We start from the raw sequence: 8,175 nt of genomic DNA on the forward strand, positions 1-8,175 counted from the left end.
TCACGGCATCGGCGAGGGTGTTCAGACCCCGCTCGAGCCCCCGACGCGCTTCCTCATCAAACGCAATGATCTTTGCCATGTAATTCGCCCCTCCTGGACGTCTCTGTGGTGGGTGATCACCGTGCCGGCGCATGGCGCCGGTCACGGATATTTAGCACTCAGTCGAATCGACTGCTAACACCAATCTTGGCACTCAGGCATCGCGAGTGCAAGCAGATGCGCTCGCGATGAGCGAACACGGGAGTGATCCCGCGTGCCGGGATCAGGACGCGGGCAGCGTCGCGGGATCCGTGGGAACCCCGGTCGCGGGGTCGATCGGCCACCCGGTGGCCGGATCGACGGGCCACCCCGTGGCGGGGTCGATCTCGTATCCGGTGGCGGGATCGATCGCGGGGGCGTCGGTCCCGGCGTCGGCCGAGGGAGTCTCCGAGGCGGCGTCGGTGAGCGCCTGCGCCTCCTCGAGGCCGGGGCCCTGGTAGTCGGCGCCGATCAGCACCACGAGCTGCACCTCGTAGGCGGCGTAATCCTCGGTGATGTAGGTGGAGATCCCGCCCAGCTTCGCCGCGAGACCCGCGGCAGCGGCCTCGTCCGCGGGATCCGCGTAGAAGACGGCCGAGATGGCCACGTCGGACTCGGCCGCACTGCCGGAGAAGCGGATCTGGCCCCACTCCTCGCTCGTGATGAGCTGATCGACCGCGGTCGCGAGGTTCGGGGTCGCGGTGCCGTTGAGCACCGCGACGGTGGCCTCGGGATCGAGCTCGGGCTGCGGCGCCTGGGGGGTTCCCGTTCCGGCCGAGGGGCTGCTCGTCGGCAGCTTTCCCGCCGCTCCGATGCTGTGCACCGCGACGATCCCGATCGTCGTCAGCAGCGCGAAGCCGAGCAGGGCGGCGACGACGTACTGCCAGACGTAGCGCGGGCGAGCGGTGATGCGGTGAGCGCCCACCCGGCCGCTGCGCTTCACGGCGTCGAAGCGATCCCGCGTGGAGTCGCGGCGAGTATCACGGCGCTCGGCAGTGTGCTCGCTGGTCTGCGCCACGTCATCTCCCTGTTGTCCACCCGAGGATCGCCGCCCGGGCGATTTCCACTAGATTACATGGCGCCGCCTGCCAGAACGGTGACAGGACCGGCCGTCCGCCCGCCGCAACGCCGGAGCGTTGCTGCAGCGAGTCTCCCTCCGTGCTCCGCACGTCGGCCGAGCGCGGGGGCGCGCTCGGCACCGGACCCCGTAACGCTGACGCGTTACTGTAGCGAGTCCGGTGCATACACCGCGCGGGCGAGACCGTCGATCACATCGGGGATGCGTGTGCCCCCGGCGAAGAGCACGGTGTCGTCCACGTCGATGATGCGCTTGTTCTTGCCGGCCGTCGTCAGCGCGATGCTCGGCTGCGCGGCGAGCAGCCCGTCGACGCCGCCCGCGCTCTCGAGCCCCTTCGTCATCACGAGGATGACGTCGGGATCCATGCCGATGAGGGCCTCCTCGGTCATGGGCTTCTCGCCGATCCACCCGATCTCCTCGGCGACGTCGACCGCGCCGATGGAGCGGATCAGGCTGTCGACGCCGCTGCCCTCGCCGAAGAGGTAGAAGATGCCCGCGGTGCCGCGCACGTACAGGAACGCGACTCGGGGCAGTTTCGACTCGTCGGCGGGCAGCAGCTGCCGCACCTCGGCCTCCTTGTCGGAGATGGCCTGCCGCAGGGTGTCGATGATGTCCGGAGCCACCGACCCTACCCCGAGCGCGTCCGCCACCTGCTGGGCGGTCGTATAGCTGGTCTCGGCGTCGATCGCGCGCCCGACCGTCACCACGGGGATCCCGGCGTCGCGCAGCTGCAGCACCACATCGGTGGGGCCGATGCTGCCGTCGGTGACGATGACCGACGGATTGAGCGCCAGCACGCCCTCGGCGTCGATGGAGTGCCCGTCGCGGGTCACGACGGGGATGTCCTCGGAGCCGGGGAAGTTGGTGGAGACGTCGCGCCCGACGATGTTGCCCGCCATGCCGAAGGCGTAGACGAGCTCACCGACCGAACCGCTGAGCGACAGCGGCACGATGCGCGAGACGTCATCCACCGTCACCTCGGTGTCGCCGGCGCCGTCCTTGGACACGACCGTCACCGGCAGCTCGGGATCCGGGGCCTCGGTGAGCGGGGGGATGCTCGGGCCGCCGATCACCGCGGTGGTCGGCCCCTCGTAGGAGCTCGGATCCTCGAGCGGGGTCAGCTCGCTCAGGGGCGGCAGGTCCACCGACTCGGCGGCCGAGAGGTCGCCGTGATAGGAGCCCGTCTGGCAGCCGGCCAGACCGAGGCCCATGAGCGCCAGCAGCGCCAGCGCCACCCCCCTGCGTGCGCGTCCCTGTGCCACGGAGCGAACCCCTTTCATCAGACGTTTAACCTGCTCAGCCTATCCCAACAAAGGTAGGATGATTCTCGGACTTCGAAGATCCAGCACATCGCCGCGCCGGTCGAGCCTCGCTCGCGGCGCGTCTGCATGAAGGCGACCCCGCACCGTATGACCTCACCCCCGCCCATCACCGCCTCCCGTCGCACGGACGCGTCCCGTCACACGACGGCGAAGACGGTGCTCTTCGCAGCGCTCGCGATCTCGCTCATCACCTCGGTCATCGTGTCGGCCGGCACGGGGCAGCTGGCGATCCCGCCGCAGGAGGTGCTCGGGTCGCTGCTGCACCGGGTGGGGATCGACTGGCTGCCGATGCCGGCGCATCCGACCGGCGACGCCACGCTGTGGGCGATCCGCTTCCCCCGCGTGGCGATGGCGGCCCTCATCGGGGCGGGTCTCGCGGTCGCCGGTCTGCTCATGCAGGCCATCTTCGGCAACCCCCTCGCCGAGCCCGGCGTGATCGGCGTCTCCTCGGGCGCCGCGGTCGGCGCCGGCCTCGCGATCGTCTTCGGTCTCACCATCTTCGGCGAGTGGACCACCGCCGTGTTCGCCTTCGCCGCAGGCCTCTGCGCCACGCTGCTCGTCTACGCGATGAGCCGGGCGGAGGGCCGCACCGAGGTCGTGACGCTGGTGCTCACGGGTATCGCGATCAATGCGATCGCGGGGGCCGCCATCGCGCTGCTCACCTTCCTTGGCGACACCCAGTCGCGCGAGCAGATCGTGTTCTGGCAGCTCGGCAGCCTGGCGGGCAGCCGCTGGTCGCAGGTGCTCATCGTGGCACCCGTCGTCGCCCTCGGGCTGCTCGCCGCCTACTTCGCGGCGCGCAAGCTCGACCTGCTCTCGCTGGGCGAGCGCAATGCCCGCCACCTCGGCGTCAACGTGGAGGTGCTCCGCATCTCGATGATCTTCGTCGTGGCGCTGCTCACGGGCGCCGCCGTCGCCTTCGCGGGCATCATCTCGTTCGTCGGGCTCGTGATCCCGCACCTCATGCGCATGGTGCTCGGCCCCGCGCACCTGCCGCTCGTCACCGCGTCGGCGCTCGGCGGCGCGCTGCTGCTCACCCTCGCCGATCTCGCGGCGCGCACGATCGTACCCAACGCCGACATGCCGATCGGCATGCTCACGGCGCTCGTGGGCGGTCCCTTCTTCTTCTGGCTGCTGCGGCGCACCCGCAAGCGCTCCGGAGGGTGGGGCTGATGGCCGCCCGGCATTTCGTGCTGCCCGAACGGGCGGCCACCGGCACGGTGGTCTGCCGCGCCGACTCGGTCGTGCTCGAGCGCGGCGGCCGCAAGCTGCTCGACGACGTGTCCCTCGACGTGCGCGCGGGCGAGGTGCTCGCGCTGCTCGGTCCGAACGGCGCCGGCAAGTCCACGCTGCTCAACCTGATCTCCGGAGATATGAAGCCGGATCGCGGCGAGATCCTCTTCGGGGGCCGCAGCATCTCGGAGTGGTCGCTCTCGGATCTCTCGCGACGGCGCGGCGTCCTCCTGCAGGACAACCAGCTGCTGTTCCCGTTCACGGTGCACCAGGTGGTGGAGATGGGGCGCGCGCCCTGGCGCCGCACCCCGCTCGAGGAGGACGACAACGAAGCGATCTCGGAGTCGATCCGGGCCGCCGATATCGCGCACCTCGGCAACCGGCGGGTACCGTCGCTCTCCGGAGGCGAGCGGGCACGAGCCGCATTCGCGCGTGTGATGGCGGGGCGCACGGGAGTGCTGATGCTCGACGAGCCGACGGCCGCGCTGGATCTGGGGCACCAGGAGGCGGTGCTGGGCATCGCCCGGGATCGCGCCCGCGCCGGCGACGCGGTGATCGTCGTGCTGCACGACCTCAATCTCGCCGGGGCCTTCGCGGATCGCATCGCGCTGCTGCAGGACGGACGGATCGTCGCCTGCGACGCTCCGGATCGGGTGCTCACGGCAGAGATCGTAAGCGAGGTGTACCGCACGCCCGTCGAGGTGATCACGCATCCCGTGACGGGCGCGGGGATCGTGCTGCCGCGGCGCGGCTGAGGTGTCGCGACCGGGAACGGGAAGGGCGCCGGTACCCGCGGTACCGGCGCCTCGCGGCTCTCGGGCGCTGCTACTCGGTCGAGGAGTCCTCGGCACCGCGGCCGGCCGCAGCCCCCTTCTTGCCTCGCCCGGCGATGAGCATGCCGCCGGTCACGCCGATCACGAGCAGGGCCGCGCCGCCGATGGCGATGGGCAGCCAGGGGATGCTCTGCTCGGGCGCGGAGATCGCGACGGCCTCCTCCTCGGCGGCCTGTTCCTCTCCGGCGTCCTCCTCGGCGACGGCCGGCTCGGAGTCTGCCAGCGAGCAGTCCGCGACCTGAGCGTTCACCGTGATGGGATCCAGTTCCTCACCGGCGACGTAGCTGCCGTAGTCGCCGTTGAACGCGTCCGCGCCCTCGGCGGTGAGCCGGGTTTCGGCGTCGGTGATCTCGAGCGTCGTGCCGTCCGATGCGACAGCGCCGGTGAGATCGATCTTCGCCGCGCGCACGGGCTCGGTCGTGGCCTCGCCGCCGGCGTCGGCGCTGTCCGTCGACCCCATGCTCAGCACGAGATATGCCGTGCTCTCGCCCTCGAACTCGATGACCGGGTCGGCGAGATCGAGCTCCATCGCGCCGCTGTGGCCGGTGAAGTGCACCGCGCCCGTGAACGCGATGCTGCCCGACTCGAGCGTGCTCGCGAATCCTCCCTCGGCCTTGTCCCAGATGAAGCTCGGCGTCTCGTAACGCATGTCGTCGCTCACGGTCCATTCGCCGTTGGCGATGCTGCCGCTGATGTACGAACGAAAGCTCTCCTTGACACCCCAGGTGAGCGTCGCCTCGTTCACGGCGCACAGCGTCGGGCTCGTGGCTGCGAGCGGGGAGGCCGTCGCCGCCGCGGGTGCGATGAGCATTCCCGCGGCGAAGATCCCGGTGCCGAGCGCGGCGCCGATCCTTCGCGGGGTGGCTACGGGTGCGCTGCGCTGGGAACGGGTCTCCACGGGGATTCTTCTCCTTGTGTCACTTGGTGCGCCGCGGGCGGCGACGCGGAGCTCATACTACTGATCCGGGGACTGCGCGTCGGTGTGCGCGAGTGCTCGACGCTGCCTGGCGACGAGACCACCCATCGCACCGGCCACAGCGACCAGCCCGATCGCCGCGATCCACCAGCTCCACTGGGGAACCGCCGAACCCGCCGGGACGACTCCCGCCGCGACAGGAGCGCTCTGCTGCGCACTGTCCGGGATCTCGATCTGCTGCTCCACCGCGGCCTTCTTCGCGCGCTTTCCGTCGAGCACCGTGATCACCGCACCGGCGTTCGTGCTCCCCTGCAGGGTGATGGTGTGCTCGCCGGGTTCGGTGTCCTCGGGAATCGTGCCGATCCACCGCACGGTGCCGTTCTCGTCGGCTCCGGCCGCCTCGTCGAGCACGACGGGATCGGAGTACAGCACGACGAGGATCTCCCGCTCCTTCGATTCGAATCCGGGCGCCTCGAACTCGATCTCCCCTCCGGGAACGATATCCTTCGCCGGCGTGATCACACGGATACCGGTGGTTGCCGGGGGCGCGTCTGCAGCGGTGCGCTTCAGTGACGCGTTGCTGACGGCGGTCGAGCCGTAGCTGACCGTGCTCGCAGTGCCGACGGTGAAGCTGAGCGGATCGACCGCGAGCGTGTACTGGTTGCCGCCCGAGGCGCCACCCGAGATGCCGCCCAGCACGGGCACGCCGCTCCAAGTGACCTCGCCGTTCCGGCCGACGGACTTGCTGGCGGAAGCCAGATCGAGGCCGAAGCTGCGCCCGCCGGAGCTGATGGTGCCCGAGCTCGCGCTCGAAACGGTGATCACCGGGTTGCTGAAGGTCTCGGACAGCAGCCCCTTGTGACCGGTGAACGTGACCACCCCCGAGTACTGCACGCTGCCCGTCTGGGCCGCGGTGCTCCAGTTGCCGCCGGCTGCTTGCGGGAAGAGGTATCCTCCCCCGGATCTGCCCACTCCGCTCGTGGAGATCTCGCCCTTGGCGATGGGCCCGGTCACGTAGCTCGCGAAGGCGCTCGAGATGCCCCAGCTCAGGGAGCCAGCGGCCTGCGAACCGGAGCCAGTGGTGACCGGCGGCAGCGGTTTGGGCTGCGTGGGCTTCGGCTTGGGCTTGTTCTCGGTGGGCTTCTTCGTCGGCGGATCGACCGGCTTCGCCGTCTTGGAGTCGGCGCCGACGGTGAAGGAGAGCGGATCGAGCTCGTAGTCCTGCTGGACGTACCCTTCGAAATAGGTCTCGGCGCCGGCCTCCGTCAGCTTCACCACCGTGTTGGCGAAGCGGATCGATCCATCCGAGCGCGTATGCTTCGTCGCTCCGGACGCTTTCAGGTCGATCGTCGCGATCGTGAGGATCTTGCCGTCGTAGGGCACCTGCAGTTCGGCCGAAGAAGCCGTCTTCACGTTCACGATCGGGTTGGCCAGGTCGAGGTCGAGTACACCCTCGTGACCTCGGAAGTTGACGCTTCCCGCGTAGGAGATCGTGCCTCTCTGGGTCTCCGGATTCCAGGTGTTCTTGACCTGGGGAAACGTGAACACATCCTTACCTGCGGCAGGCTTGGTCACTGTGATGGAGCCACCGGCGATCGGCCCGACGACGTACTTGCGGAACGATTCTCGAACGCCCCATTCGAAACTGCCGACGACGGCTTTTGCGTTCCATGCCGGATCCACCGGCGCAGCGCCGAACAGCTGGTCCCAGTGCGCGTTCGTCACCGGGAGGTCGGCGCGGGCGTAGACGCTGTCCGCTTCGGCTGGATCCGCACCCGGCGTCCACAGCAGCACCTCGTACTGCTGCGTGCGGTCGAGGTCGCCGACCGGAGCCGTCAACTCGAATGCGGTCTCTCCCGACGACACCGCGGGCGACGGGTCCGCACGCGCGATGTGCTCGTCGGCGTTCAGGCCTGCTTCAGCGCCTTTCTCGATGAGTGCGGCCTCGATCTCATGAACCTCGTCATCGAATCCGCTCGCCTGAATCGCCACGGTGAGGGACTTCTTGGGAGCGACTGCGATCTCGAGCTGCAGCGAGACCTCCGATGACCCTTGCGGCGCCGCTGCGATCAGGCGCTGGGCTGCCGGATCAACAGCGGCCGGCTCGGTCTCGTTCGCTGTTCCGCCCTCCTCAGCACCCTCGTGCGGATCGGATGCGTCATCGATCGCCGGCTGCTGCGTGGTCGGAGCAGGCTCTCCGGCGGACGGAGGATCCTCGGCCGCCGACGCGTCTCCCGAGCCGCCATCAGCAGGCGCGGCCGGAGGCCGTTCCTCCTGCGCCGGCTCCTGCGGTTCGGCCGGAACGGAGGCGGAAGTCTCGGGGTCCGGGAGCACCTCGGCATACCCCGCGGGAGCGACGAGTAGCGCGCCTCCCGCCACGAGTGCTGTCGTCAGCATCGCCGCCGCGAGTCCGCGAAGGGTTCTCCGTGAATGCATGAGTGGAATGCTCCCTGACCTTCTGTGCGCGCCGGGCGCGCGGGGATCCTCAGTCGTCCGATGATCGATGATCACGTGAGTTCGAACGCATCTACCAGTGTGATCGAGTTCATCTGATGATGCAAATCTCTGAAACGGCGAAGCGGGTGGAGACGGACACCAGGAGTCCGATCTCCACCCGCTTCGCTCAGCGATCGTCTACTTCGCTGCGCGGTAGAGGAACGCAGCCATCGCCTCACGCGTCACATTGCTCTTCGGCGCGTACACCGGCTTGCCCGAAGGCTGCTTGATACCCGTCGACAACTTGCTCTGCGACATCCAGGCGATCTCCTTGTAGAA

6 protein-coding genes are annotated in these 8,175 nt (G+C 69.1%); 2 read left to right on the plus strand and 4 right to left on the minus strand.

The features are described from left to right. Positions 1-262: 262 nt before the first annotated feature. Complete coding sequence (locus ACWKZU_RS01405; RefSeq protein ID WP_449280601.1) at positions 263-1,036, minus strand: LytR C-terminal domain-containing protein; 774 nt, start codon at positions 1,034-1,036, stop codon at positions 263-265. 203 nt (positions 1,037-1,239) lie between these two features. Continuing rightward, on the minus strand, positions 1,240-2,358 hold the full coding sequence (locus ACWKZU_RS01410; protein ID WP_449280602.1) for a heme/hemin ABC transporter substrate-binding protein: 1,119 nt from the start codon (positions 2,356-2,358) through the stop codon (positions 1,240-1,242). Positions 2,359-2,505: 147 nt separating this feature from the next. Between ACWKZU_RS01410 and ACWKZU_RS01415 the strand changes: the two genes are divergently transcribed. Both ACWKZU_RS01415 and ACWKZU_RS01420 read left to right on the plus strand, forming a co-directional pair. Then, positions 2,506-3,591: a FecCD family ABC transporter permease gene (locus ACWKZU_RS01415; protein WP_449280603.1), complete on the plus strand. Its 1,086-nt coding sequence runs from the start codon at positions 2,506-2,508 to the stop codon at positions 3,589-3,591. Next, the gene (locus ACWKZU_RS01420; protein WP_449280604.1) at positions 3,591-4,406 is read left to right on the plus strand and encodes a heme ABC transporter ATP-binding protein; all 816 of its coding nucleotides are present in this window, start codon (positions 3,591-3,593) and stop codon (positions 4,404-4,406) included. Before ACWKZU_RS01415 ends, ACWKZU_RS01420 begins: the two co-directional genes overlap by 1 nt. Positions 4,407-4,476: 70 nt before the next feature. Here ACWKZU_RS01420 and ACWKZU_RS01425 read toward each other — a convergent pair whose 3' ends face one another. Together ACWKZU_RS01425 and ACWKZU_RS01430 are read right to left on the minus strand one after the other, a co-directional pair. Further along, positions 4,477-5,382 carry an HtaA domain-containing protein gene (locus ACWKZU_RS01425; RefSeq protein WP_449280605.1) on the minus strand — a complete coding sequence of 302 codons (906 nt, stop codon included), beginning with the start codon at positions 5,380-5,382 and terminating at the stop codon, positions 4,477-4,479. A 57-nt stretch (positions 5,383-5,439) separates the two neighbouring features. Next, positions 5,440-7,836: an HtaA domain-containing protein gene (locus tag ACWKZU_RS01430; protein ID WP_449280606.1), complete on the minus strand. Its 2,397-nt coding sequence runs from the start codon at positions 7,834-7,836 to the stop codon at positions 5,440-5,442. Between the last annotated feature and the right edge of the window lie 339 nt (positions 7,837-8,175).

The organism is Leucobacter sp., from assembly GCF_053528595.1.

Bases quoted from the DNA above. Each gene is read 5' to 3' on its own strand.
- ACWKZU_RS01415 (WP_449280603.1), top strand. From the start codon at position 2,506: ATGACCTCACCCCCGCCCATCACCGCCTCCCGTCGCACGGACGCGTCC.
- ACWKZU_RS01420 (WP_449280604.1), top strand. From the start codon at position 3,591: ATGGCCGCCCGGCATTTCGTGCTGCCCGAACGGGCGGCCACCGGCACG.
- ACWKZU_RS01430 (WP_449280606.1), bottom strand. From the start codon at position 7,836: ATGCATTCACGGAGAACCCTTCGCGGACTCGCGGCGGCGATGCTGACG.